The organism is Brucella sp. IR073, from assembly GCF_049065735.1.
GTDB lineage: Bacteria > Pseudomonadota > Alphaproteobacteria > Rhizobiales > Rhizobiaceae > Paramesorhizobium.
This window is the reverse complement of record NZ_JBAKHD010000002.1, coordinates 409788-431887: the sequence shown is the minus strand read 5'-3', so window position 1 is coordinate 431887 and position 22100 is coordinate 409788. Positions and strand designations below refer to the sequence as shown.

Below are 22100 nucleotides of genomic sequence, written 5' to 3'. Positions count from 1 at the left end.
GCCTTTAACCTTTAATGCGAACGCCCGTCGAACGGGGTGGGTTTCAGATCATCCACATCGACGCCTTCAAGGCAGCGTAGATTGATCGCCACCATCTTCGTGCCGTCAGGCATAGCCCCGCGCGAAAACGACTCCACGCCGCAATCCGTACAGAACAGATGCTCGATTCTCTTCGTGTTGAAGCGGTATTCGGTCAGCTTCTCCGCACCCTTCTCCAACTCGAAATTCCCGGCTGGCGTGAAGGCGAGGATGCTGCCCCGGCGCGCGCAATAGGAACAGTTGCAAACGATCGGGCGCGACAGGTCGATCTCGACCTTGTAGCGCACTTCGCCGCAATGGCAGCTGCCATGATATTGCATCGTCTTATCCCTGGAAAATAGGCTATCAGCTGAGGACCACGTTCGCCGCCGACTCCGGCAATTCCTTGCCGAATACGCGCTGGTAGAACTCCGCCACGGTCGGGCGCTCCAGCTCATCGCATTTGTTGAGGAAGGTCAGCCGGAAGGCGAGGCCGACATCTTTGAAGATATCAGCATTCTCGGCCCAGGTGATGACCGTGCGCGGGCTCATGACCGTGGAAAGATCGCCATTGATGAAGGCAGCGCGCGTCATATCGGCGATCCGCACCATCTTGCCGACGATGTCGCGGCCTTCGGCATTCTGGTAATGCTTGGCCTTGGCCAGGATAATGGCCACTTCATTGTCATGCGGCAGATAATTGAGCGTCGTAACGATGGACCAGCGGTCCATCTGCGCCTGGTTGATCTGCTGCGTGCCGTGATAGAGGCCGGTCGTGTCGCCGAGGCCAACCGTGTTGGCGGTCGCGAACAGGCGAAAGGCCGGGTGCGGGCGGATGACGCGACTTTGGTCGAGCAGCGTCAGGCGGCCGGCGGATTCCAGCACGCGCTGGATGACGAACATCACATCGGGACGCCCCGCGTCATATTCGTCGAACACCAGCGCCACATTGTGCTGATAAGCCCAGGGCAGGATGCCGTCCTTGAACTCGGTGACCTGCATTCCGTCCTTGACGACGATGGCATCCTTGCCGACGAGATCGATACGGCTGACATGGCTGTCGAGATTGACGCGCACGCAGGGCCAGTTGAGCCGCGCGGCGACCTGCTCGATATGCGTTGATTTGCCGGTGCCGTGATAACCGGACACCATGACCCGCCGGTTGAAGGCGAAGCCCGCCAGGATGGCAAGCGTCGTCTGCCGGTCGAAGAGATAGTCCGGATCGATTTCCGGCACATAGGCATCGCCGGCGCTATAGGCCGGAGCCGTCATTTCGGTGTCGATTCCAAAGACTTCGCGAACCGAAACCGTTTTGTCCGGCAGATTGGCGATATCCCGTTCAACCTTGTTCATCATGCCTCCAGAGCGGAATATCCGCCGCATTACGCTTATCCAAGCCGGATGATCTCGTCCGGAAGGTTAGCCGCCTTCCGGGATCATGCCCATACGCTGCCATCCGGGGGCACTCGCGAGGCGAGCCCTTCTGTCGGCCAAATCGCCGCTTCAGCAGAACCCGGCTTGTCTAAGCAATTGATAAGCCTGGATCACGTCGCGGAACCGGTCTTCGGAACCCCGGTCCCCACCATTCGCATCCGGATGATGGAGTTTCACAAGTTCCTTATAGCGCGACTTGATCTGATCGCCAGTCGAATTTGCGTCAAGTCCTAGCGTTTGCAGCGCCTTCGCCTCCAGCGCCTTGGGCTTGCGCACCTTCGGGGCTTCCTCGCGCGCCTTAGCGCCGCCGAAGAGATTGAAGGGATCGCCCATCCGGTTGTGATAGGCCGCACGGCCCGAACGCATCTGCGCAAATTCCGGCGTCGCGCGCGCCGCTGCGTTCACGCCCGCGGACCATGTCGGGCGGTGCCCCGTAATGGCATCCTTCTGGAACCGGGCGATATCGCTATCCGATAGGCCTGAGAAATAGTTGAAGCTCTTGTTGTATTGGCGAACATGGTCGATGCAAAAGTGAAAATATTCGCCTTCCCGCATACGCCCGACCGGCGCGCGATGCGTGCCCGCGGCCTCACAGCCATCCCATTGGCACTTCGGCGCGCTCGGCTTCTTCTCCGCTCCCTTTTCCGGGCGGATGCGAATGCGATCGAAATATTTTGAGTTCGTGTTCATCGAATCAGGATTATGGGAAGATCGGTTTGCTAAACAAGAATTGACATTCCGCCCTTGCTCACCATAGCGCCTGAGTCGCGAAATAATCGCGTTCGCCGCGCGAATTTGACTTTGATGTCATGGCTTCGCAAAAGGGGGAGTGAGCCCGCTATATGGGGCGAGGAGAACGAAATGTCCATTCACGAAACCAGACAAACGATCATTGAGGCAAAACTGCGGAGTGCCTTCGCCCCTGAGTTCCTCGAAGTGATCAATGAAAGCCACCTCCACGCCGGCCACCATCATCACGGCAGCGACCACCACGGCGCGTTCGACGGCACGGGCGAAACCCATTTCCGCGTCCGCATCGTCGCGGAGGCTTTTGCCGGCATGGACCGCGTCGCCCGCCACCGCGCCATCAATGCGCTGCTGAAGGAAGAACTCGAAGGCGGCGTCCACGCGCTGGCGCTGGAGCCGGCGGCTCCGGGAGAACAGAAGCGGCGGTAATTTACGCGCTAAGCCATTTCAGCCCGTTGGGCAGACGCGGACGGAGCCAGTGATCGATTGAATAGCGGCCACCGCCTGTCAAAATATAGCTTAGGCAAATAAACGCCCAAAAAGCCGGATATTCCCAACCGCCGCCGGGATTGGCCCAAGTGAAGCCCATCAAATTGTGATGGCCCATGAACAGCGCGATCACCAGATAGAGCGCCGTGCCCACCGCAGCGACGCGGGTGAAGAGTCCAAAGGTAAAGCCGACGAACGCACCGAACTCGCATAGTCCCGCCAGAATCAGCATTGGGTAGGCATCGGAGGTCACAGTGCCGAAGTAATGCAGCACGTCCTCATAGGCCTTCGTACCGAGCAGGCCGAATTTCTCGGCGAAATGATGGATGAAATCGAGGCCTATATAAACGCGGATCAGCAAAAGATGGATTTCGCGATTGTTGAAAAAGCCATTGCCCGTATCGGTGACGCCATAGTCCGGTGCACCGCGCAAATTTATGTTATTTTGATTTACGGTTTTTGTTCGTTTTCCCATAATAGTTAACCGGATATTTTATGGAAGATATTATAGTTTTAAGACATTATACTTATAGATAGATTAATACGACCACAAAACAAAGCCCCGCCTCGGAAGGCAGGGCTGTCAACCATTCGAACTTGACTTCCTCTCGGTTCGCCACCTTGCGGCGGACTTGAGGCAAACCACGGTTTCCCCGTGAGTCCAATCGAACGATTGTTAGACTTTTTCCTTCAAAAACTCCAGCACCGCCGAAGCAGGCACATCCTTCGCAATAAACGACTGCCCAATGCCCCGCGTCAGGATGAAGGTCAGCGCGCCGCGCGAGACTTTCTTGTCCTGCGCGATATAGTCCATCAGCTTTTCGGCTGATGGCAGCGAACCGGGGATCTGCGAAATCGCCACTGGCAAGCCGGCCTCCTTCAGATGCGCTTCGACCCGTGTCGCATCATCGGGGCTTGCCAGATTCATGTGGGCTGAAAAGCGATGCGCCAGCACCATGCCGATGGAAACCGCCTCTCCATGGACAAGGCGGCTGGAATCGTAAGCTGTGGCCGTTTCGAGCGCGTGGCCGAAAGTGTGGCCCAGGTTGAGCAGCGCCCGGTCGCCGGTTTCGCGCTCGTCGCGCGCCACCACATCCGCCTTGGCGCGGCAGGAAGTGGCGATGGCCTCGGCGCGCTCCGGGCCGCCCGCGAATATTTTTTCCCGGTTCTTCTCCAGCCAGGCGAAGAAATCCGGCCGGTCGATCAGCCCATATTTCACAACTTCCGCATAGCCGGCACGGAATTCGCGCGGGCTCAGCGTGTCGAGCGTGTCCGTATCGGCGAGTACCAGTTGTGGTTGGTAGAAGACGCCGACGAGGTTCTTGCCATGGGCGGTGTTGATGCCGGTCTTGCCGCCGACAGAGGAATCCACCTGCGCCAGCAAAGAGGTCGGCATCTGGATGAAGCCCATGCCGCGCCGCACGATACCCGCGACAAATCCCGCGAGATCGCCGACGACCCCGCCGCCAAGCGCGATCACCACATCGCCGCGCTCCAGCCTCGCCGCCAGAACCGCATTCGTCACCGTCTCGAGCGTGGCAAAGCCCTTCGACTTTTCGCCCGGCGCGACAACAACAGGCGTTGCGGCAATGCCCGCACCCTCGAGACTCTGCGTGAGCGCGCCGAGATAATGATGAGCGACATTCTCGTCGGTGACGATGGCCGCCCGCACGCCCTTTATACGCCGGGAAATCTTCTCGCCCGCCCGCGCAATGAGACCGGCTCCGATGAGTATGTCATAGGAGCGGTCGCCAAGGGAAACCGGTACGGTGGTGATTTCGGCGCTCATGATGCGGTGCTTTCGGTTGCGGCCTGTCCGGAGAGGCCGAGATGGCGTGACAGCGCGTCGATCACTTCCTGCGCGATCACTTCCTTTTTCTCGTCGCGGGAGATAACGGTGAGGTCGGCCAAGGCATAGACCGGATAACGCTCGGCCATCAGCGTTTCCATGACGCCGCGCGGATTGGGGTTCTTGAGCAATGGCCGGTTCTGCCGACGCGATACCCGCTCCATCAGGAGATCGAGATCGGCCTTGAGCCAGACCGAAATCCCATAGGCGGCGATGGCTTCGCGCGTCTGTGCATTCATATAAGCGCCACCGCCCGTCGCCAGCACCATCGGGCCGGCTTCGAGCAGGCGCTGGATCACCCGTCGCTCCAGATTGCGGAACTCCGGCTCGCCATAGGCTTCGAACAGCTCGGGGATGGTCATCCGCGACACGGCTTCGATTTCATTGTCCGCATCATGGAAGGGAAGCCCTAAGAGACTCGCCAGCTTCTTGCCGACGGTGGATTTACCCGCCCCCATCAGCCCGACGAGCACGACGGCGCGCGTGCCCAGCCGCTCCCGGATAGCGGCGGCCTCGACCTGGTTCGGCTCGTGATCGTCATTCATGCTCATGAGCAGCGTTTCCACATGAAAATGCGCGGTTTGTAAAGCATATGGTGTCAATATCCGCATGGTCCTGAAAAGTTGCAGACTTTTCGGACAAGACCATGCGCAGCTAAAAACCACGCTTCTTGCATTCACATCCTTAGCGCAGCATAAAGACTGGCCATGCCGACCCTGACGCGCCTACTTCTCTCGCTGGCTCTCGTCGCCCTGCTCATTTATGGCGGGATGCTGGCGCTCGTCACATTCGTCGAACCCACCACCGGCGAAATGTCTATCCGCATCCCGCCAGAAAAACTCGCACCCAAACCGGGAAGGCTGGAAAAACCAGCTGGATCGTCATGAAATCAGCCGCGGCAATCGAAAATTTCCTTGAAATGATGAGCGCGGAGCGCGGAGCGGCAGAAAACACGCTCCTTTCCTATGCCCGCGATCTGGAAGCCGTCGCCGAATTCATGGCCGCGCGGGGCGTGCAACTGCCGAACGCCACGCCTGATGATATCGGGGCCTATCTGAATGAAATGGCGACGCTGGGCTTTGCCGCGTCATCGCAGGCGCGACGGCTTTCAGCGCTGAAGCAGTTCTTTCGCTTCCTCTATTCGGAAGGCCTTCGTCAGGACGACCCGACCGGCGTGCTCGATGCCCCGAAGAAGGAGCGCCCGCTGCCGAAGATCATGAGCGAGGACGCCGTCACCCGTCTGCTTGACCGGGCGAAGCTGGAGGCGGACGATTCGCAAGCCGCACCGGGCGGGGATGTCCTGCGTGCCATCAGGCTCCACGCCCTGATCGAGACGCTCTATGCGACGGGAATGCGCGTTTCCGAACTCGTCGGCCTGCCTGTCAGTGTCGCCCGCTCCGATCATCGCTTTCTGCTGGTGCGCGGCAAGGGCGCCAAGGAGCGCATGGTGCCCCTCTCGCTGAAAGCGCGCGAGGCGATGAGCCGCTACCTCGCTCTACGCGATGCGATGCCCGGCACCGATGAGAACCCATGGCTATTTCCGGCTTTCTCCGAAAGCGGTCACCTGGCGCGGCAGGTCTTTGCGCGGGAATTGAAATCGCTCGCCGCGCGCGCCGGCATTTCCGCCGCCGCAATTTCGCCCCATGTCCTGCGCCATGCTTTTGCCAGTCATCTTCTACAGAACGGAGCGGACTTGCGCGCCGTCCAGCAATTGCTCGGCCATTCCGACATTTCCACCACGCAAATCTACACCCATGTGCTGGAGGAAAGGCTGCATCAGCTAGTGAGTGCACATCATCCGCTTGCCGATTGAGCCTCGTGCCGCTATGAGAAACGCGGTTCGCGGGCTCGGAGCGCCTTTCGAGGCGTGATTGCACGCATATAGGGATAGCCGTCGAGGAAATATCCTCATAGACCCAGCACGTTTGCGCGTACAAATAGTCAGGCCATATGCACAATTACCTCGATTTCGAAAAACCCGTCGCCGACCTCGAAGGTCAGATCCTCGAGCTGAAGAAGCTTTCGCAGGAAAGCGGCAGCGTCGAGATGGGCGACGAAATCGCCCGCCTGGAAAAGCGCTCCGCCGACGCGCTGAGGGATCTCTATCGCAAGCTGACGCCCTGGCAGAAGGCACAGATCGCGCGCCATCCGGACCGTCCGCATTGCCTCGACTATGTCAAAAGGCTCTTCACCGAATTCACGCCGCTTGCGGGTGACCGCAAATTTGCCGAGGATGAGGCGATTCAGGCTGGTTTTGCCCGCTTCCGGGGCCAGGCGGTGGCAGTCATTGGCCAGGAAAAAGGCGCGGACACCAAATCGCGCCTGAAGCATAATTTCGGCTCGGCCCGGCCAGAAGGCTACCGCAAGGCCGTCCGCATCATGGAACTGGCCGACCGCTTCGGCCTGCCCGTTGTGACGTTGGTCGATACGGCGGGCGCCTATCCCGGCGTAAGCGCCGAGGAGCGCGGCCAGGCGGAGGCGATTGCCCGCTCCACCGCTGCCTGCCTCAACCTCACCGTTCCCATGGTCTCCGTCATCATCGGCGAAGGCGGCTCCGGCGGCGCCATCGCCATCGCCGCGGCGAACAAGGTCTTTATGCTCGAGCATTCCATCTATTCGGTGATTTCGCCGGAAGGCGCGGCCTCGATCTTGTGGCACGATTCGACGCGCGCCAAGGATGCCGCCACCTCCATGCGCATTACTGCCCAGGACCTCTATGAGCTGAAAATCATTGACGGCATCATCTCCGAGCCTGTCGGCGGCGCCCATCGCGGCAAGGAAGCGGCCATCGACGCCACCGGCGACACCATCGCGGCGGCATTGAAGTCCATGGCCGATGTGGATGGCGAAACGCTGAAGAAGGAGCGGCGCGCGAAATATCTCGCAATGGGCCGCAATATTTAGCGCATAGCCCTCGCCATAAAACCGCCCTCAAGATAAGTTGACAAAATCTTCGCTCCGGTGACATCACTGTGATCGGGGAGACTGCTCCTCCACATAAAGGATTCGTGAACACTACCGAAAGGTTTTGCTGTCTAGAGTCCCTGGGAAGCGGGGAGCGGTCTAATGCTTGAGGGGCGAAAAGAGGGACATGAAGCTCAAATACACGATTCTTGCTTCACTCATGGCGTCGGTGATGCTTGCCGGCTGTCAGGGCAAGTCCCTTGAAGATATATCGCCCAAGGCGGAAAAGCCGCTGCCGCAGAAGATCGTGATGAAGATGAAGGCGAAGGGGATGACCACCACTTCGCCGATCATGCTGCGCATTTTCAAGGAGGAAAGCCAGCTCGAGGTCTGGAAGCGCAAGGACAACGGGCGCTACGACCTCATCGCCTCCTATGACATCTGCAAATGGTCGGGTAAGCTCGGGCCGAAATTCATCGAAGGCGACCGTCAGGCCCCCGAGGGCTTCTATTACGTGCGCCCGGCGCAGATGAACCCGAAATCGAGCTATTATCTCGCCTTTAATATCGGCTTTCCCAACGCCTATGACCGGGTCAATGGCCGCACCGGCCAGCATCTGATGGTGCATGGCGCGTGCTCCTCGTCGGGCTGTTACTCGATGACGGACGAGCAGGTGGCGGAGATCTATGCCTTCGCGCGCGACGCTTTCCGCGGTGGCCAGCCGGCGTTTCAGATCCAGGCTTTTCCCTTCCGCATGACCGCCGCGAATATGGCGCGCTACCGCAACGACGTGAACTATCCGTTCTGGAAGATGTTGAAAGAAGGCTATGACCTGTTCGAGATCAACAAGGTTCCGCCGAAGGTCGACGTCTGCGAGAAGCGCTATGTCTTCAACAACACCGCCATCGGGCCCGAAGGCATCGCGCCTGACGCATCCTGCCCGCCCGTCGGGCAGCCCGACGCGGCGCGCATGTCATATATAAGCTATCAGAAGACCTTCGAGACAGCCTTCTCGGCGGCGCAAAGCAGTTCCAGCAAGAAGAACCCGGCCCCGTCGATTGCCGGGCTGGAAGAAGCAAAGCTCGTTTCCGCCTGGAGCGCCGCGCGGGCGCGGGGCGAAAAGGTTTCGCGCGAACCGCCTTCGCTGACCCCTGCCTCCAGGGAAAAACCGGGCGCGCCCGATATCGCCGCGCAGCCGGTCATGCTCGCCCGCACGCCGGTTCCGGCGGCAACGCCTGCGACCGCCGTGGCAACAGTGACGCCGCAGCCCTCCGCCGCGCCTTCGACCACGGCGACCGCCACTGCCGAGGCCGCTCCCGTCATGACGCCCCCGGTTCCACAGCCCGTTCCGGCGGAGCGGACAGTCAATGTTGTCTCTCCGGCGGGCTTGCCTGCGGGGACGGCGGAACCAGCCCCGCAAACGGTGCAATCCGCCGAAGCCGCGCCGGAAAAGAAACCATGGTGGAAATTCGGCCGTTGATTTCCATGATGGCCGGGCAGGATGATTCCGTTGCGATTTACGATTTGAGGGGCCTGAACTGCCCCCTGCCCGTTCTGAAAACGCAGCGTAAATTGCGCGATATGCCGCCCGGAGCCAGGCTCCGGGTCGAGACCAGCGACCCCTTGGCGGCCATCGACATCCCGCATTTCTGCGCTGAGAACGGCCACGAACTCATCGAGACCGTTTCCCTCGAATCCGGCCACCGCTTTCTTATTCGTAAGCGGGCCGATTAGCCCTTTGCCGAATAGCCCGGTATTGCCAGCGGATTGTCTGTCAGCGCCGCACGGTCAGGCATATCGACCTGCGGGCGGCTTAAGAACGCATCGAACAATTGCCGCACATAAGCCTCTGGCAGGTCTTTGGTGATCATCACCAGCCGCGTTTCATGCTTTCCGTCCGGCCAGGAGGCAAGCCGCGCCGGCGGATGGAAGATTTGCTGGACGCCGTGGATGACGAGCGGGCGCTCCGGATCCTCGGCGATTTCGATGATGCCCTTGACCCGCAGCAGCTTCTCGCCATGGGCGGAGCGCAACAGGTCGAGGAACATCTCGAAGGCCGAGAACGGTACCGGCTTGTCATGCTTCAGCGAGAAGGAGCGGATCGAGGCGTCATGCCGGTTCACATCATGATGATGGTGGTGGTGATGCCCGTGACCATGGGACTCGTCATGATCGTGCCCATCATGGTGATCGTGATGCTCATGCTCGAAGGCTTCCGCCCGCAGCCAGCGCTGCACATCCGCGCTTTTCGTCTCGGGATTATAGAGCCCGCATTCGAACAGCGCCGCGTAACCGGCGCGCTGGTCGCTCGCATCGATCACATCCGCTGCCGGATTGAGGCATGAAAGCCGCAGCCGCAAATCGCCAAGCCCTGCCCGCGCTTCGGCAAGGTCCGTCTTGGTGACGACGATCCGGTCGGCCACCGCCGCCTGCTTCACCGCCTCTTCATGCGCGTCGAGCGTCGCCATCCCGTTGGCTGCATCGACCGTGGTGATGACGCCATCCACCCGGAAAGCCTGCATCAGCACCGGATGCCCCATGACCGCGTGAAGCACGGGGGCCGGATCGGCAAGCCCAGTCGTTTCTATGATGACGCGCTTCAACCGCTTGATCCGCCCGGTTTGCAGCCTGTCGATCAGTCCTGCGAGCGTATCGACCAACTCGCCGCGCACGGTACAGCAGAGGCAGCCATCGGAAAGCTCGATAATGCCTTCGCTCGCCTGCCCGACCAGCAGATGATCGATACCGACATCGCCGAACTCATTGATGATGACAGCCGTATCGGAAAGCGCCGGGTCTTTCAGGAGCCGATTCAAAAGCGTCGTTTTGCCCGAGCCGAGAAAGCCTGTGAGCACCGAGACTGGAATGGCGTAGGCGGGAAGGTTCATCGATTAGCCCCCTTGGTTCGCGGCAGCAGGGGCAGCGCGCGGAATGCGGTTGGGACGGGGTTGCGGCACGGGAACTTGCGAAATATCGATAGCACCCGGCTTGGGCTGCGGAGCGGTGACAACGAGACCGACCGGAACGGCCTTGGGCTCACCGGCCATGGCATGGATATAGGGCGAATCGAGCTTCAGCTTGCCTTCGACATCGCGACCGTCCCAGCGGTCGGCGAGCGCCTGCTGGTTGCACAGCACGGCGCGCATGTCCGTCGCCTGCGCCACATCCGCGCCATAAGGACGCAGCGTTGCCAGCGTTTCCGCCCCTGCCTCGTCCGTCTTGAACCCCTCGCCCAGAAGCCGCGCCGCCTCGATTGCCCGCGCCTGCTGGCTCGACGCGCCCAGCACTACGGCCAGCAGCGTGCGGCCATTGCGGGTGGCGGTGGCAGCGAGGTTGAAGCCGGAGGCGCAGACGAAGCCCGTCTTCATGCCATCAGCGCCGTCGAATCGGCCCAGCAGGATGTTGTAATTGGGCGTGATCTTCCTGCCCGGATTCGTTTCGATCGCTTCCGTGGCGAAATAATGTGCGTATTGTGGAAACTCGTGCCGGATATGCGTCACGAGCACCGCGAGATCGCGCGCCGTCGAATAATTGTTGGGGTCGTGCAGCCCGTTCGGGTTAGCGAAATGCGTACCGAACATGCCGAGACGCTGCGCTTCGGCATTCATCCGCTGAACGAAGCCCGCCTCGGTTCCCCCGATCGCCTCGCCGATGGCTACAGCCACGTCATTGGCCGATTTGACCAGCATGATAGTGAGCGCCGTATCGAGCGTCATTATCGAACCGGGCTTGTAGCCCATCTTACTCGGTGGCTCCTTGGCGGCATTGACCGTCATGCGGACAGGAGATTTGAGCGCAACCTGGCCGCTGGCAAGCGCCCGAAACGTCACATAGGCCGTCATCAGCTTGGTCAGCGAGGCCGGATACCAGCGCGCAAAGGCGTTTTGATGTGCCAGCACCTTGCCGGTTGTGATATCGACGAGGATGGACGGTGTGGCAATCACGGGCGCCGCGGGGCTGGCCGGAGTGGCGGGCTGCGCGGAGACACCCGAAGTTCCCGCCGCAAGCGTGACGGCCATCATGGAGACGGCCAGAAATCTCGATATTTCACGCGCGCCTTTAAAAGTCAGAACCATTCAAGCCTGCTCCTCGCCTGCGGGTGGGGGATGTCATGCAGCATTCAGGGCTTCACGTCAGGAAACAATGGGCCTATTTATTCCATGTGGCGGAGAAAAGGCAAAGAACCATTGTTTCCTCTTCACCGAAACCTCATGATCTGTTCAAGCCGGAGTGCCAGTAAATGCCATTGTTGAACCGCGCCGTCGAAATGCAGGAGGAAGTGTCGGGTTGGCGCCGCCATCTCCACCAGAACCCGGAACTGCTTTACGACGTGCACGAAACGGCCCGGTTCGTCGCCGAAAAGCTCAAAACCTTCGGCTGCGACGAAGTGGTCACCGGCATAGGCCGCACCGGCGTCGTCGGCCTCATCCACGGACGGCAGGGCGATGGCCCCACCATCGGCCTGCGATCGGACATGGACGCCCTGCCGATTACTGAGACCTCCGCAAAGCCCTGGATGTCGAAAAATCCGGGCCGCGCCCATTCCTGCGGCCATGACGGGCATATGGCGATGCTTCTCGGCGCGGCGCAATATCTTTGCGAAACGCGCAATTTCAAGGGCTCCGTCGCGGTGATCTTCCAGCCAGCGGAAGAAGGCGGCGCTGGCGGCCTCGCCATGGTGAAGGACGGCATGATGGACCGTTTCGGCATCGAATCGGTCTATGGCATGCACAATCTGCCGGGCTTGCCGGTCGGCTCCTTCGCCATGTGCAAAGGCCCGATCATGGCGGCGACCGATGAGTTCACCATCCATATCAAGGGGCGTGGCGGCCACGCGGCCCAGCCGCACCGCACCATCGACCCCATCGTCGCGGGATCGCAGCTCGTCACCTTCCTGCAAAGCATCGTCTCGCGCGGTGCGGACCCGCTCGATTCGCTGGTATTGACCGTGACGAAGTTTCACGCGGGCGAGGCCTATAACGTCATCCCGGAGACGGCAGAACTCGCCGGAACGGTGCGCACCTTGAAGCCCGAAACGCGCGACTTCGCCGAAACCCGCATTAAGGCTTATGCAGCCGCTGTTTCATCGGCCACGGGCGCAGAGATCACGGTCGATTATCAGCGCAAGTACCCCGTCACCTTCAATCATGACGACGAGACCGACATCGCGGCAGATATCGCCCGGAATGTCGCGGGCAAACTCCAAGTCAATGCCTCGGTGGCGCCGATGATGGCGGGGGAGGATTTCTCCTATATGCTGGAAACCCGCCCCGGCGCGTTCATCTTCATTGGCAATGGCGAGACATCAGGTCTCCACCATCCCGCCTATGATTTCAACGACGATGCCCTCCCTTACGGCATCAGCTACTGGGTGGCGCTCGCCGAAGCGTCGCGCTGAATGTTCCGAGCCTTACGGGCTTGGCTTGGGGCTAGAAAAACAGTATGTGTCGCTCATGCGTTTATGCTGCGTGTCTACACGACGCATGGATGCGGAGAATAGCAAAGAGTGGTCCCGTAGCTCAGTAGGATAGAGCATCAGATTCCTAATCTGAGGGTCACAGGTTCGAATCCTGTCGGGATCACCATTACCTGAGCTATTGTTTTTTGGCAGGAATTTTCACTGCGGCGGCGATTCCTGATGATATTGAGAAAATTAATGTAACGTCGCTTGCTACCGAGGCTTTAAAAGCGACATCTGGCATCCAGTAAGGAAGCAATATCTTGCGCTTAGCCTCGTGGTTGGCAAAACGCACCTGCCTTTTTAAGCGCCATTTGGTAGATTCCATTTTCATTCTCGCCATTTCTTCCTTCCCCCCTTCGTATCATTTGCATGACGAAATCTCCTCGCGTAAGGATATTGTCCAAGAACCGGGGAACAATGAATGGCTGCGTCTTTCAAGGGACGCGTTGAATTCAGCCTGCCGGAACAATGCTTTAGAGGACGCTAAAACAGGGAGATATTCATGCGTTCGATCATCATGGCGCTTCTCGCCGCCACTGCTCTTGCAACCCCGGCCATGGCGAAGGACGTGACTGTGGCTGTCACGGCCATCGTCGAGCATCCGGCGCTCGACGCCACGCGCGATGGCGTGAAGGAAGCGCTGGCCGAGGCCGGCTTCAAGGAAGGCGAGAATCTTAAGTTTGTCTATCAGTCCGCGCAGGGCAATGCCGGCACCGCGGCGCAGATCGCCCGCCAGTTTGTTGGCGACAATCCGGATGTGATCGTGCCGATCTCGACGCCTTCCGCGCAGGCCGTGGTGTCCGCGACGCGCGATATTCCTGTCGTTTTCACTGCCGTGTCCGATCCGCTTGGCGCGCAGCTTGTCAAGAATATGGAAAAGCCGGGCGGCAACGTCACCGGCCTTTCCGACATGTCGCCGGTGGCCGACCATGTGACGCTGATCAAGGAAATCCTGCCTAACGTCAAAACCATCGGCTTTCTCTACAATCCCGGCGAAACTAACTCCGTCTCGCTGCTCGCCGCGCTGAAGGGCGCGGCGGAGAAGGCCGGCATCACTGTCGTTGAATCTGCCGCCACCAAGTCCGCCGATGTGCAGGGCGCGGCGCGCGCGCTCGTCGGCCGCGCCGACATCATCTATGTGCCGACCGACAACACCATCGTTTCGGCACTGGAAAGCGCGGTCGCGGTGGCCGAGGAAAACAAGCTTCCGCTCTTCACCGCAGACACGGATTCAGTCAATCGCGGTTCGTTCGCCGCGCTGGGCTTCAACTATCACGATGTCGGCAAGCAGACCGGCGCGATCGTCGCCAAGGTTCTGAACGGCGAGAAGCCGGGCGATATTCCCGTCACCGTCGCCAAGGGCACCGATCTGGTCATCAACCTCGTCGCCGCCAAGAAAATGGGCGTTGAGGTTCCGCAAGCCGTGATCGACCGTGCGACCAAGGTCATTAAGTAGAGCTCGATCCCAAAAAGTTGCAGACTTTTTGGGTAAGATCATGGGGCTAAAGAACTTCTGGACTTTTCTGCGATAATTGACCAATGAACCGGCGGCGGACCTTCCGCCGCCGGTTCTTGACAAATGACGGGTAGTTTGGGCGCGGGCCCGGCTCCCTGTTATGCAAGAACCGCTCCGATGGAACATGTTTTGAAGGATCGTTCACAGTGAGCCAGATCGCCTTCTGGGGTGCGGTCGAGCTGGGCCTCGTCTTTTCCTTTGTCGCGGTGGGCGTATACCTCGCCTTTCGCGTGCTCGATTTTCCCGATTTGACCGTTGACGGCACATTTCCGCTCGGCGCGGCGGTCACGGCTGTCCTCATCATTGCAGGCGTCAATCCCTGGGCAGCCGCGGGCGCCGCCATGCTGGCGGGTGCTGCGGGCGGGCTCGTCACTGCCGCTCTGAACCTTCGCTTCCATATTCTCAATCTGCTCGCGTCGATCCTGACCATGACGGCGCTCTTCTCGGTCAATATCCGCGTGATGGGCCGGCCGAATGTGGCGCTGATCAATCAGGATACGATGATATCGCCCTTCTATGGCTTGGGCCTGCCCGATTATTACGTGCGCCCGCTCTTCCTCGCCGTGCTCGTTGCCGTCATGGTGCTGCTGGTCTGGCGCTTCCTCGAAAGCGACATCGGCCTTGCCATGCGCGCGACCGGCGCCAACCCGCGCATGGCCCGCGCGCAAGGCGTAAGGACGGACCGTCAGATTTATCTCGGCATGGCGCTTTCTAATGCGCTCGTCGCGCTCGGCGGCTCGCTCTTTGCGCAGACCAACGGCTTCGCAGACGTTACAGCTGGTGTCGGCACCATCGTCGTCGGCCTTGCCGCCGTCATTATCGGGGAGACGTTGTTCCGCAGCCGCCTGCTGCTCATCGCGATCCTCGGCTGCGTCGGCGGCTCGATTATCTATCGCATCGCCATCCAGTTCGCGCTGTCGAGCGATTCCCTCGGGCTTCAGGCATCCGACCTCAATCTCGTCACCGCCGTTCTCGTCACCATCGCGCTTGTCTTGCCGCGCCTGCGCCGTGGAGGAGCCGCAAAATGATCGAACTCTCTAAGCTCGGCGTCACCTTCGGGCGCGGTACGCCGCTGCAGAAGCAGGCACTATCAGGCATCAACCTCACCATCGACGAAGGCGCATTCGTCACCGTCATCGGCTCCAACGGCGCCGGCAAATCCACTCTGCTCGGCGTGCTGGCCGGCGATGTGCTGCCGACGGAAGGCAAGGTCGTCATCAGCGGCAAGGACGTGACACGCAAGCCCACGGCTGATCGTGCCGCCCTTGTCGCCCGCGTCTTCCAGGACCCGCTGGCAGGCAGCTGCGGCGCGCTCACCATTGAGGAAAACCTGGCGCTCGCCGCCGCCCGCGGCAAGACGCGCGGCCTCTCACCAGCGCTCGGCAAGCACCGCCGCGACCACTTCCGCGAGCGGGTGGCCTCACTCAATCTCGGGCTCGAAAACCGGATGCATGATCGCATGGAATTGCTCTCCGGCGGTCAGCGCCAGGCCCTATCGCTGGTCATGGCGACGCTTTCCGGCTCCGAAGTGCTGCTTCTCGACGAGCATACGGCGGCGCTCGATCCAGGCATGGCTGAATATGTCATGGAACTGACCCAGTCGCTGGTCAATGAAAACAAGCTGACCACGCTGATGGTGACCCATTCGATGCGCCAGGCGCTCGATTTCGGCACGCGCACCATCATGCTTCACGGCGGCAACATCGTGCTTGATGTCACCGGCGACAACAGGAAGACCTTGGGCGTCGAGGATCTCATCGAAATGTTCCGGCGGGTGCGCGGGCAGAATCTGGACGACGATGAATTGCTGATTGGTTGATCGTGAACGGTGAATGGTGAGAGAGCCGTCTGCTCCATGCCATCAATAGCTTCCATCCAACTATTGACTATTCACGATTCACCATTCACTGAATCCGACCATGGCGCAGAAAAAATCCCATGAAGTCGATAGCTTTCTGAAAAGCCCGAGCCGGATGTCGTTCGCCGTGCTGCTTCTTTACGGCCCCGACAAAGGACTGGTCAGCGAGCGCGCTGCCGTATTCGCCAGTTCGACCGGCTTGTCCCTCGATGATCCATTCGCCGTGATTCGGCTAGAGGCCGACGACATCGACGCCGATCCGGCCAGACTCGCGGATGAAGCCCGCACCATCTCCATGTTTGGCGGCGAACGGCTGATCTGGGTGCGCAATGCAGCCGGCCAGAAGGGACTGGCCGAGGCCGTCAAGATTCTCGCGGCCGAACCTCCTACGGACACCCGCATTCTCATCGAAGCCGGCGATCTCAAGAAAGGCGCGAGTCTGCGCACCATTGTGGAAGGCGCTTCATCGGCCATGGCGCTTCCCTGCTACAGCGATGATTCGCGTGGCGTAGACGCTGTAATCGACGATATGCTTTCGCGCGAAAAAATGCAGATCACGCTCGAGGCCCGCCAACTGCTGCGCGACAGCCTCGGCGGCGACCGCCTAGCCACGCGCGGCGAACTGGAGAAGCTCTGCCTCTATGCCCATGGCCGGGAACGGATAACCATTGATGATGTGCGCGAGGCGGTGGGCGATGTCAGCGCTCTCTCCAATGACGAGATTGCCGATGCCATCCTGATCGGTGACATCCTCCGGTTCAGCACCGCTTTCGACCGGGTGGTCAAAACCGGCTCGCCGCCCTTCCTCATCCTCAACACCGCCACGCGGCAATTCCAGCAGATTCAGCTCCTGCGGCATGTCATGGACGCCGAGGGAAAGAATGCGGCTGCCACCGTGGCCTCCGCCAAGCCGCCCGTATTTTTCAACCGGCGCAAACTCATTGAAACCGCGCTTGCCCGCTGGACCGGTGACCGGCTTTCACGAGCCATGGAGCGCCTGCAAAGAACCGTTTTGGAAAGCCGGCAGAATGCATCCCTCGCCGTGCCCGTTATCCGTCAGTCCCTGCTCGCTCTCGCCGTGGAAGCAGCCCGCGCGGGGCGTGGTCAATAAGACGAAAGATATCATTCCGGGTACGAATCGGTTTGAATAGCGGGAGGGCTATGGCCTTTCCCGCCTCTTCTCATTGCCGCCCCTAACTCTGCAATCTCCGGCAGACTTCGTCGAGTTGCTCCAGAGAGGTATAGCGAATGCGCACTTCGCCGCCCTTTTCCTTGTGATTGATGGCGATCTTCATACCCATCACATCGGAAAGAAGCTTTTCGAGCGCCTTGGTGTCCGCGTCTTTTTCGGCTTGGGTCTTCTCTGGCTTCTGAAGAGTTTTGCCTTGGGCTTGTGCCTGTGCCAACGCCTCGGCCTGACGCACCGAAAGTCCTTCCCGAACGATCTTCTCAGCCAATTCCGCCGGATTTTCCGCAGTGATCAGAGTACGGGCATGGCCAGCCGAGAGCGAACCATCGGTAATCATATCCTGCACGCTCTGGGGCAGTTTCAACAGCCGCAGCGTGTTCGCGACATGGCTGCGGCTCTTGCCGATCACATTCGCCAGATCGGCCTGTGTATAGCCGTGGTTCTCGATCAACTGCTGGTATCCTGCCGCCTCTTCGACCGGGTTGAGGTCGGAGCGCTGCACGTTTTCGATGATGGCCAGTTCCAGAGCCGTGCGGTCATCCACATCGCGCAGGATCACCGGCAGGTTGGCGAGGCCGGCCTTCTGAGCCGCGCGCCAGCGCCGCTCGCCGGCAATCAGCTCATAGTACCGGTCCGGCTGCGTTGGCGATGGCCGCACCACGACTGGCTGCACCACGCCATGCTCACGAATCGATTGCGCCAGATCCTCCAGTTCCGCCTCGGTGAAGGTACGGCGCGGGTTTCGTGGATTGCGGAAGATGAATTCGATCGGGATGTGCCGTTCATATTGAGGAGCGGCGGCAACCTTGCTCTCCACCGGACGATCCATTTCGCCGATCAATGCCGCCAGCCCCCGGCCAAGACGTTTTTTGGAAGGATCCTCGTTCATCTGAAGCAACTCACTTTGTTACGTATTCGAATCGATCTGTTTTACGCCTACCTGACGTTAGGCTGCCCTTAATTGCCGTTCCCGCTGAATCACTTCCGATGCGAGCTGGAGATAAGCTTGGCTGCCGGCGCATTTGAGATCGTAAAGGATCGCTGGCTTGCCATGCGAAGGGGCCTCGGAAACGCGGACATTGCGCGGAATGACGGTGCGGTAAACCTTCTCGCCCATGAAGGAGCGCACATCATCCACCACCTGTGCGGCGAGATTATTGCGGCTGTCGAACATGGTGAGCACAATCCCTTGGATTGACAGCTCCGGATTGAGCGAATTGCGCACCTGATTGACCGTCTCCAAGAGCTGGCTCAACCCTTCCAGCGCGAAGAATTCGCATTGCAGCGGCACCAGAACGGAATCCGCCGCCGCCATCGCGTTGAGCGTCAGCAGATTGAGCGACGGAGGGCAGTCGACCAGAATGTAGCTGTACATCTCCCGCACATGGGAATCGAAACGCAGCGCGTCGCGCAGGCGACGGGTACGATCCGGTGCCTGCGCAATTTCCATCTCGATTCCAAGCAGGTCCAGCGTCGAGGGAACGATATGCAGATTGGGGACGTCAGTCGCAATCGCCGCCTCCCTCACCGTCGAAGCCTGGGTTAACACGTCATAGGAAGAATAGTCGCGATTGCGGCGATCAATGCCGAGGCCGGTGCTGGCATTGCCTTGCGGATCGAGATCGACGATCAGCACCATTTCGCCGATAGCGGCAAGCGCAGTCGCCAGATTAATGGCCGTCGTCGTCTTGCCCACGCCGCCCTTCTGATTGGCAATCGTTATGATACGGGTTTCGTTCGTCATCGCTGTCACCCCGGCTTCTGCCTTACGCTTTCGGAACCGTCAGTCCAACTGTACGGCTGTCCTCATGGCCAATCCTCCGTATATTGCTGATTTGAAGGATGACCGATCCGTTCTCGATGGCACTTGGATGTTCTATCAGATCATAATCCCAAGCGTCACGGCTTTCCTCAATTTCGCGGACGTATCCCCGGCCTTTTTGAAAGAGCGCGGTAGCGCCACCCGTCAACCAAGGCTCAGCCAAGAGAAGAAGATCCTTCAACGAGGCGAGCGCGCGCGCCGTCACGATGTCGGGTATCCCAATCTTCCCCCCAGCAGTTTCGATACGCTCAGCGTGAACGCGGCCCGGCGCTTTCGCCGCGGCGATGGCTGTGCGCAGAAACGCAGCCTTCTTGCTATTGCTCTCCACCAGATCGATAGAGGCCCCATCCCGCTCTTTCAGCAAAATCGCCAGCACGACTCCGGGAAAGCCGCCGCCCGAACCGATATCGAGCCATTTCATCGCCTGCGGCGCCAGAGGAAACAATTGGGCGCTGTCGAGAATGTGCCGCTCCCACAATTCCGGCAGCGTAGAGGGGGCGGCGAGATTGATAGCGGCATTCCATTTTCGAAACAGTGTTTCGAATGCTTCCAGCGTTTCCGCCGTTTCACGTGAAACAACCGGAACGATGTCTCGCAAGCCTGAGAATCGTTTTTCGTTCACGCCACGCCTCGTTCTTCACCAACCGGCTCAGGCTGCTTTCCCTGACGGCGCACCTGCGTAATAATTAAAGCCAACGCGGCGGGCGTCATGCCCTCAATGCGCTGCGCTTCCGCAATAGACTTCGGTTTCCGCTGGCGGAGCTTCTGCTTTAGCTCATTGGAAAGTCCAGGAACCGCATCGAACGAAAGACCAGTGGGAATGAGAAGCTGTTCCTCCCGCTCCATGATAGCGATATCCGCCTGTTGGCGTTCGAGATAAACGGCATATTGCGCCTCCACTTCGAGAGCTTCTTTCGTTGCCTCGTCTAGGGACCGTAGTTCCGGCCAGATCTCACCGAGCCGGACAAGGTCGATCTCAGGATAGGCAAGAAGATCATAAGCCGTACGGCGAACGCCGTCTTGATTCAATTGCAGGCCATGTTTGGCCGCCATGTTTGGCGTGACCGACAGCGTTTTGGCCAAAGCACGCGCGGTGTCGAGTTTCGTTTGCCGCTCAGCAAAACGTGCGCGACGCGCCTCGCCCAGAATGCCAAGCCTATCCGCCAGCGGCGTTAAACGCTGGTCGGCGTTGTCAGCGCGCAAGGAAAGCCGGAACTCGGCACGCGACGTAAACATACGGTATGGCTCGCTCACACCTCTGGAGGTGAGATCATCGACCATCACGCCGATATAGGCCTCCGTACGCAAGAGCACCGTCGGCTCAGCACCACCAGCGCGCCGTGCCGCATTAAGCCCGGCGAGCAAGCCCTGTGCCGCCGCTTCCTCATAACCGGTCGTGCCGTTGATCTGCCCGGCCAGGAAAAGCCCCCGAACCCTTCTCGTCTCCAAACTGCGTTCAAGCTCACGCGGGTCGATGAAGTCATATTCGATGGCATAACCTGGCTGCAGCATCGTTGCTCGCTCAAGCCCCGGAATCGTCTTCAACAGCGCGAGCTGTACCTCTTGCGGCAGGGACGTCGAAATGCCATTTGGATAAACCGTGTCGTCATCCAGCCCCTCCGGCTCGAGGAAAATCTGATGTCCGTCCCGGTCGCCAAACTTGACGATCTTGTCTTCGACTGAAGGACAGTAACGCGGTCCCACCCCCTCGATCGATCCGGAGTACATAGCGGAACGATGCAGATTCTCCCTGATGATGGCATGGGTCGCGGGCGTCGTACGCGTAATCCCGCAATCGATCTGCGACGTGGTGATCCTGTCTGTCATCAGCGAAAACGGCACCGGATCCTCATCCGGCTTCTGCATGTCGAGGCCGACCCAATCAATGGTGCGCCCATCGAGCCGCGGCGGCGTTCCAGTCTTTAACCGACCGAGCGCAAATCCAATCGCGTTCAATGTATCGGAAAGACCCAAGGCCGGTTGCTCTCCCATACGACCGGCCGGAATCTTTTTCTCACCGATATGGATCAGGCCGCGCAGAAAAGTCCCTGACGTGAGGACCACAGCACCCGCCTGAAGCAACTCTCCGCTTGTGAGCTTCACACCAGCGACAGTGTCGTTCTCAATGATCAGATCGTTCACACCGCCTTCGACAACGGTGAGACTCTCCTGCGCACGGATGGCTTCCTGCATGGCGAGCCGATAGAGCTTACGATCAGCTTGCGTCCGTGGCCCTCGGACGGCTGGCCCCTTCCTGCGATTGAGAAGGCGGAACTGGATGCCGGCGGCATCCGCGACCCTGCCCATCAACCCGTCGAGCGCGTCGATTTCGCGTACCAGATGTCCCTTCCCCAACCCGCCAATAGCAGGATTGCAGGACATCACCCCAATCGTATCGAAACGATGGGTAACAAGCGCGGTGCGCGCACCATAGCGAGCGGATGCAGCCGCAGCCTCACAGCCGGCATGCCCGCCGCCAACAACGATAACATCGAATTTTTGTGTCATGCCAGGTCTCTATCGCATTCGCTCACGAAGCGGAAACGATTTTTAGGAGCCCAACATAGAATTGACCGTTGGATTGGTCCAGAAGAGATAGTGGCGAGTGTACGATTTTGGGGAGTCAAGTGCGGTTTATAGATTCCACAGATGTTTCACGTGAAACAAGGGGCGATATATGCGGAGTCTTCCGCTAGGGCGATTTGGCCCAGTCATACCTGCGTATTTAGAACTCAATATTTTAATGGGGTGTTTTTGAGTAGCTTCATTCATACTGGCGTAGCCAAAGGCTCGCACCTTAGAACATGGCCAGC

General features: G+C 59.7%; 24 protein-coding genes and 1 tRNA gene. 12 read left to right on the top strand and 13 right to left on the bottom strand.

Annotated features, from left to right (window positions below; genetic code table 11):
• Window positions 1-11: 11 nt before the first annotated feature.
• From ACOWVG_RS05860 to ACOWVG_RS05850, 3 genes are all read right to left on the bottom strand, one after another.
• Window positions 12-359 (bottom strand): GFA family protein, encoded by a 348-nt coding sequence (locus ACOWVG_RS05860; RefSeq protein ID WP_420960568.1) that lies wholly within the window; start codon window positions 357-359, stop codon window positions 12-14.
• A gap of 25 nt (window positions 360-384) precedes the next feature.
• Entirely contained in the window at window positions 385-1371 is a 987-nt protein-coding gene (cobS, locus tag ACOWVG_RS05855; RefSeq protein ID WP_420960567.1) for a cobaltochelatase subunit CobS, read from the bottom strand.
• Between the two features lie 150 nt (window positions 1372-1521).
• Window positions 1522-2142: a J domain-containing protein gene (locus ACOWVG_RS05850; RefSeq protein ID WP_420960565.1), complete on the bottom strand. Its 621-nt coding sequence runs from the start codon at window positions 2140-2142 to the stop codon at window positions 1522-1524.
• Window positions 2143-2313: 171 nt separating this feature from the next.
• On the opposite strand from ACOWVG_RS05850, the gene ACOWVG_RS05845 reads away from it, so the two are divergent.
• The gene (locus ACOWVG_RS05845) at window positions 2314-2628 is read left to right on the top strand and encodes a BolA family protein (RefSeq protein ID WP_420960564.1); all 315 of its coding nucleotides are present in this window, start codon (window positions 2314-2316) and stop codon (window positions 2626-2628) included.
• 1 nt (window position 2629) lies between these two features.
• On the opposite strand, the gene ACOWVG_RS05840 is transcribed toward ACOWVG_RS05845, so the two are convergent.
• The 3 genes from ACOWVG_RS05840 to ACOWVG_RS05830 all read right to left on the bottom strand — a co-directional run bounded on the left by ACOWVG_RS05840 (window position 2630) and on the right by ACOWVG_RS05830 (window position 5082).
• Complete coding sequence (locus ACOWVG_RS05840) at window positions 2630-3121, bottom strand: DoxX family protein (protein WP_420960563.1); 492 nt, start codon at window positions 3119-3121, stop codon at window positions 2630-2632.
• A gap of 243 nt (window positions 3122-3364) precedes the next feature.
• A complete protein-coding gene (gene aroB / locus ACOWVG_RS05835; protein ID WP_420960562.1) occupies window positions 3365-4477 on the bottom strand; it encodes a 3-dehydroquinate synthase in 1113 nt (370 codons plus the stop codon).
• Entirely contained in the window at window positions 4474-5082 is a 609-nt protein-coding gene (locus ACOWVG_RS05830) for a shikimate kinase (protein WP_420960807.1), read from the bottom strand. Before ACOWVG_RS05830 ends, aroB begins: the two co-directional genes overlap by 4 nt.
• A gap of 162 nt (window positions 5083-5244) precedes the next feature.
• On the opposite strand from ACOWVG_RS05830, the gene ACOWVG_RS05825 reads away from it, so the two are divergent.
• The 5 genes from ACOWVG_RS05825 to ACOWVG_RS05805 all read left to right on the top strand — a co-directional run bounded on the left by ACOWVG_RS05825 (window position 5245) and on the right by ACOWVG_RS05805 (window position 9175).
• Window positions 5245-5424, top strand: a complete 180-nt coding sequence (locus ACOWVG_RS05825) for a histidine kinase (RefSeq protein ID WP_420960561.1) — start codon at window positions 5245-5247, stop codon at window positions 5422-5424.
• Window positions 5421-6350 (top strand): site-specific tyrosine recombinase XerD, encoded by a 930-nt coding sequence (gene xerD / locus ACOWVG_RS05820; protein WP_420960560.1) that lies wholly within the window; start codon window positions 5421-5423, stop codon window positions 6348-6350. The genes ACOWVG_RS05825 and xerD overlap by 4 nt, the downstream gene beginning before the upstream one ends.
• A gap of 137 nt (window positions 6351-6487) precedes the next feature.
• Window positions 6488-7441 carry an acetyl-CoA carboxylase carboxyltransferase subunit alpha gene (locus ACOWVG_RS05815; RefSeq protein ID WP_420960559.1) on the top strand — a complete coding sequence of 318 codons (954 nt, stop codon included), beginning with the start codon at window positions 6488-6490 and terminating at the stop codon, window positions 7439-7441.
• A 187-nt stretch (window positions 7442-7628) separates the two neighbouring features.
• Window positions 7629-8921 carry a L,D-transpeptidase family protein gene (locus ACOWVG_RS05810; RefSeq protein WP_420960558.1) on the top strand — a complete coding sequence of 431 codons (1293 nt, stop codon included), beginning with the start codon at window positions 7629-7631 and terminating at the stop codon, window positions 8919-8921.
• The gene (locus ACOWVG_RS05805) at window positions 8900-9175 is read left to right on the top strand and encodes a sulfurtransferase TusA family protein (protein ID WP_420960557.1); all 276 of its coding nucleotides are present in this window, start codon (window positions 8900-8902) and stop codon (window positions 9173-9175) included. Before ACOWVG_RS05810 ends, ACOWVG_RS05805 begins: the two co-directional genes overlap by 22 nt.
• Here the strand turns inward: ACOWVG_RS05805 and ACOWVG_RS05800 are convergent.
• Together ACOWVG_RS05800 and ACOWVG_RS05795 are read right to left on the bottom strand one after the other, a co-directional pair.
• Window positions 9172-10329 carry a CobW family GTP-binding protein gene (locus ACOWVG_RS05800; protein ID WP_420960556.1) on the bottom strand — a complete coding sequence of 386 codons (1158 nt, stop codon included), beginning with the start codon at window positions 10327-10329 and terminating at the stop codon, window positions 9172-9174. The two genes, ACOWVG_RS05805 and ACOWVG_RS05800, sit on opposite strands and share 4 nt — an antisense overlap.
• A gap of 3 nt (window positions 10330-10332) precedes the next feature.
• Window positions 10333-11460 carry a D-alanyl-D-alanine carboxypeptidase family protein gene (locus ACOWVG_RS05795; RefSeq protein ID WP_420960805.1) on the bottom strand — a complete coding sequence of 376 codons (1128 nt, stop codon included), beginning with the start codon at window positions 11458-11460 and terminating at the stop codon, window positions 10333-10335.
• A 221-nt stretch (window positions 11461-11681) separates the two neighbouring features.
• On the opposite strand from ACOWVG_RS05795, the gene ACOWVG_RS05790 reads away from it, so the two are divergent.
• Together ACOWVG_RS05790 and ACOWVG_RS05785 are read left to right on the top strand one after the other, a co-directional pair.
• Entirely contained in the window at window positions 11682-12839 is a 1158-nt protein-coding gene (locus ACOWVG_RS05790; protein ID WP_420960555.1) for a M20 aminoacylase family protein, read from the top strand.
• A 110-nt stretch (window positions 12840-12949) separates the two neighbouring features.
• A tRNA-Arg gene (locus tag ACOWVG_RS05785) sits at window positions 12950-13026 on the top strand.
• Window positions 13027-13035: 9 nt separating this feature from the next.
• Here ACOWVG_RS05785 and ACOWVG_RS05780 read toward each other — a convergent pair.
• Window positions 13036-13233: a hypothetical protein gene (locus tag ACOWVG_RS05780; protein WP_420960554.1), complete on the bottom strand. Its 198-nt coding sequence runs from the start codon at window positions 13231-13233 to the stop codon at window positions 13036-13038.
• A 171-nt stretch (window positions 13234-13404) separates the two neighbouring features.
• Here ACOWVG_RS05780 and ACOWVG_RS05775 point away from each other — a divergent pair, with 171 nt between their 5' ends.
• The 4 genes from ACOWVG_RS05775 (at window position 13405) to holA (ending at window position 17387) form a co-directional block, all read left to right on the top strand.
• Window positions 13405-14358: an ABC transporter substrate-binding protein gene (locus ACOWVG_RS05775; protein WP_420960553.1), complete on the top strand. Its 954-nt coding sequence runs from the start codon at window positions 13405-13407 to the stop codon at window positions 14356-14358.
• A gap of 206 nt (window positions 14359-14564) precedes the next feature.
• The gene (locus ACOWVG_RS05770; RefSeq protein ID WP_420960552.1) at window positions 14565-15446 is read left to right on the top strand and encodes an ABC transporter permease; all 882 of its coding nucleotides are present in this window, start codon (window positions 14565-14567) and stop codon (window positions 15444-15446) included.
• A complete protein-coding gene (locus ACOWVG_RS05765; RefSeq protein ID WP_420960551.1) occupies window positions 15443-16237 on the top strand; it encodes an ABC transporter ATP-binding protein in 795 nt (264 codons plus the stop codon). The genes ACOWVG_RS05770 and ACOWVG_RS05765 overlap by 4 nt, the downstream gene beginning before the upstream one ends.
• A gap of 100 nt (window positions 16238-16337) precedes the next feature.
• On the top strand, window positions 16338-17387 hold the full coding sequence (holA, locus tag ACOWVG_RS05760) for a DNA polymerase III subunit delta (RefSeq protein WP_420960550.1): 1050 nt from the start codon (window positions 16338-16340) through the stop codon (window positions 17385-17387).
• 82 nt (window positions 17388-17469) lie between these two features.
• Here holA and ACOWVG_RS05755 read toward each other — a convergent pair whose 3' ends face one another.
• The 4 genes from ACOWVG_RS05755 to mnmG are packed head-to-tail and all read right to left on the bottom strand — an operon-like array spanning window position 17470 to window position 21795.
• A complete protein-coding gene (locus tag ACOWVG_RS05755) occupies window positions 17470-18354 on the bottom strand; it encodes a ParB/RepB/Spo0J family partition protein (RefSeq protein WP_420960549.1) in 885 nt (294 codons plus the stop codon).
• 57 nt (window positions 18355-18411) lie between these two features.
• Window positions 18412-19209, bottom strand: a complete 798-nt coding sequence (locus ACOWVG_RS05750; RefSeq protein WP_420960548.1) for a ParA family protein — start codon at window positions 19207-19209, stop codon at window positions 18412-18414.
• 22 nt (window positions 19210-19231) lie between these two features.
• Window positions 19232-19909: a 16S rRNA (guanine(527)-N(7))-methyltransferase RsmG gene (gene rsmG / locus ACOWVG_RS05745; protein WP_420960547.1), complete on the bottom strand. Its 678-nt coding sequence runs from the start codon at window positions 19907-19909 to the stop codon at window positions 19232-19234.
• Window positions 19906-21795, bottom strand: a complete 1890-nt coding sequence (mnmG, locus tag ACOWVG_RS05740; RefSeq protein WP_420960546.1) for a tRNA uridine-5-carboxymethylaminomethyl(34) synthesis enzyme MnmG — start codon at window positions 21793-21795, stop codon at window positions 19906-19908. The genes rsmG and mnmG overlap by 4 nt, the downstream gene beginning before the upstream one ends.
• Window positions 21796-22100: the final 305 nt, after the last annotated feature.

Coding starts and splice junctions, on each gene's coding strand:
- xerD (WP_420960560.1), top strand. CDS start 5,421: ATGAAATCAGCCGCGGCAATCGAAAATTTCCTTGAAATGATGAGCGCG.
- ACOWVG_RS05795 (WP_420960805.1), bottom strand. CDS start 11,460: ATGGCCGTCACGCTTGCGGCGGGAACTTCGGGTGTCTCCGCGCAGCCC.
- ACOWVG_RS05800 (WP_420960556.1), bottom strand. CDS start 10,329: ATGAACCTTCCCGCCTACGCCATTCCAGTCTCGGTGCTCACAGGCTTT.
- mnmG (WP_420960546.1), bottom strand. CDS start 21,795: ATGACACAAAAATTCGATGTTATCGTTGTTGGCGGCGGGCATGCCGGC.
- ACOWVG_RS05825 (WP_420960561.1), top strand. CDS start 5,245: ATGCCGACCCTGACGCGCCTACTTCTCTCGCTGGCTCTCGTCGCCCTG.
- ACOWVG_RS05775 (WP_420960553.1), top strand. CDS start 13,405: ATGCGTTCGATCATCATGGCGCTTCTCGCCGCCACTGCTCTTGCAACC.
- ACOWVG_RS05850 (WP_420960565.1), bottom strand. CDS start 2,142: ATGAACACGAACTCAAAATATTTCGATCGCATTCGCATCCGCCCGGAA.
- ACOWVG_RS05755 (WP_420960549.1), bottom strand. CDS start 18,354: ATGAACGAGGATCCTTCCAAAAAACGTCTTGGCCGGGGGCTGGCGGCA.
- ACOWVG_RS05805 (WP_420960557.1), top strand. CDS start 8,900: ATGGTGGAAATTCGGCCGTTGATTTCCATGATGGCCGGGCAGGATGAT.
- ACOWVG_RS05750 (WP_420960548.1), bottom strand. CDS start 19,209: ATGACGAACGAAACCCGTATCATAACGATTGCCAATCAGAAGGGCGGC.
- aroB (WP_420960562.1), bottom strand. CDS start 4,477: ATGAGCGCCGAAATCACCACCGTACCGGTTTCCCTTGGCGACCGCTCC.
- cobS (WP_420960567.1), bottom strand. CDS start 1,371: ATGAACAAGGTTGAACGGGATATCGCCAATCTGCCGGACAAAACGGTT.
- ACOWVG_RS05860 (WP_420960568.1), bottom strand. CDS start 359: ATGCAATATCATGGCAGCTGCCATTGCGGCGAAGTGCGCTACAAGGTC.
- ACOWVG_RS05845 (WP_420960564.1), top strand. CDS start 2,314: ATGTCCATTCACGAAACCAGACAAACGATCATTGAGGCAAAACTGCGG.
- ACOWVG_RS05790 (WP_420960555.1), top strand. CDS start 11,682: ATGCCATTGTTGAACCGCGCCGTCGAAATGCAGGAGGAAGTGTCGGGT.
- holA (WP_420960550.1), top strand. CDS start 16,338: ATGGCGCAGAAAAAATCCCATGAAGTCGATAGCTTTCTGAAAAGCCCG.
- ACOWVG_RS05830 (WP_420960807.1), bottom strand. CDS start 5,082: ATGAATGACGATCACGAGCCGAACCAGGTCGAGGCCGCCGCTATCCGG.
- ACOWVG_RS05765 (WP_420960551.1), top strand. CDS start 15,443: ATGATCGAACTCTCTAAGCTCGGCGTCACCTTCGGGCGCGGTACGCCG.
- ACOWVG_RS05780 (WP_420960554.1), bottom strand. CDS start 13,233: ATGAAAATGGAATCTACCAAATGGCGCTTAAAAAGGCAGGTGCGTTTT.
- ACOWVG_RS05815 (WP_420960559.1), top strand. CDS start 6,488: ATGCACAATTACCTCGATTTCGAAAAACCCGTCGCCGACCTCGAAGGT.
- ACOWVG_RS05810 (WP_420960558.1), top strand. CDS start 7,629: ATGAAGCTCAAATACACGATTCTTGCTTCACTCATGGCGTCGGTGATG.